The 1,083-nt window shown below is 61.8% G+C and carries 2 protein-coding genes; both read left to right on the forward strand.

Translation table 11 applies throughout. The features are described from left to right. The first annotated feature begins 24 nt into the window (after positions 1 to 24). Entirely contained in the window at positions 25 to 336 is a 312-nt protein-coding gene (locus tag EN943_RS33260) for an antibiotic biosynthesis monooxygenase (protein WP_127416172.1), read from the forward strand. A gap of 286 nt (positions 337 to 622) precedes the next feature. Continuing rightward, a partial coding sequence (locus EN943_RS33265; protein WP_164778511.1) for a phosphatidylserine decarboxylase occupies positions 623 to 1,083 on the forward strand: 461 nt, incomplete at its 3' end.

Here is a 1,083-nt window from a genome sequence, read left to right on the forward strand (position 1 = left end):
AATCAGAACGTTGACGGCGGCAGCGTGTTCAGGGTGGACAAGTTCGTCGTGCCGGCCGCCGCCCGCGAGGAGATACTCGCCAAGGTCAGGACAACGCATGAATTGCTGCGCCTGCAACAGGGCTTCGTGCAGGATTTCCTGCTCGAGCAATTCTCGGGGCCGGGCGAATTCAACCTCGTCACCATCGTCGAATGGGAAAGCCAGGCGGCCGTCGACAATGTCGTGCCGATCGTCAAGGCAGCGCACGAGCGCATCGCTTTCAACCCGCAGGAGACGATCGCCCGGCTCGGCGTGCGGGCCGACATCGCCAACTATCAGCGGGTTCCCGGACTGTAGCAAAGCCGTTACGGCCAACCGATGCCAGGTGCCGGCGCTTCGACGCTGAGCACCTGGCCGGTACGGGCTTCAGAACGTCTTCGGATTTGGGATCAAGGACGGGCAACCTTTTCCCGTGCCTTGAACCGTCGGTGTCCCGAATTCTGCCGACAACGACACTGACCGGGCAAGCGGATCGCGGCCCCTGCCAACTGCGTCCAATGCGGCCTTCCCTATTGTTGCGTTGCGGCGAGGGGGGCTTTCGGCTATTGAGGCCGGACTTGGAAACGGAGCCTGTTTTTAACAGATGAGCCTTGTCGATACGGTCAAGAACGCATTCGTACCGATCCATCGCGAAGGCTATCCCTTCATCGCGGCCTTTGGCGCGGCGACGCTTTTCCTCGGCTATTTCTCCTCGATCCTGTTCTGGATCGGTCTGATCCTGACGGCCTGGTGCGTCTATTTCTTCCGCGATCCCGAGCGCGTCACGCCGGTCGACGACCGCTTGGTGGTCAGCCCCGCCGACGGCATCATCTCGGCGGTCGGACCCGCCGTGCCGCCGCGCGAACTCGGCCTCGGCAATGCCGAGATGACCCGCATCTCGGTGTTCATGAACGTCTTCTCCTGCCACGTGAACCGCGCCCCAGCGCGCGGCCGTATTGCGAAAATCGAACATCGGCCGGGCAAATTCCTCAATGCGGAACTGGATAAGGCCAGCACCGAGAACGAGCGCAACGGCCTGGTTATCGAGAGAAACAAAGGCAAGGT

The organism is Mesorhizobium sp. M7A.F.Ca.US.006.01.1.1 (genome assembly GCF_003997935.1).
Lineage (GTDB): Bacteria > Pseudomonadota > Alphaproteobacteria > Rhizobiales > Rhizobiaceae > Mesorhizobium.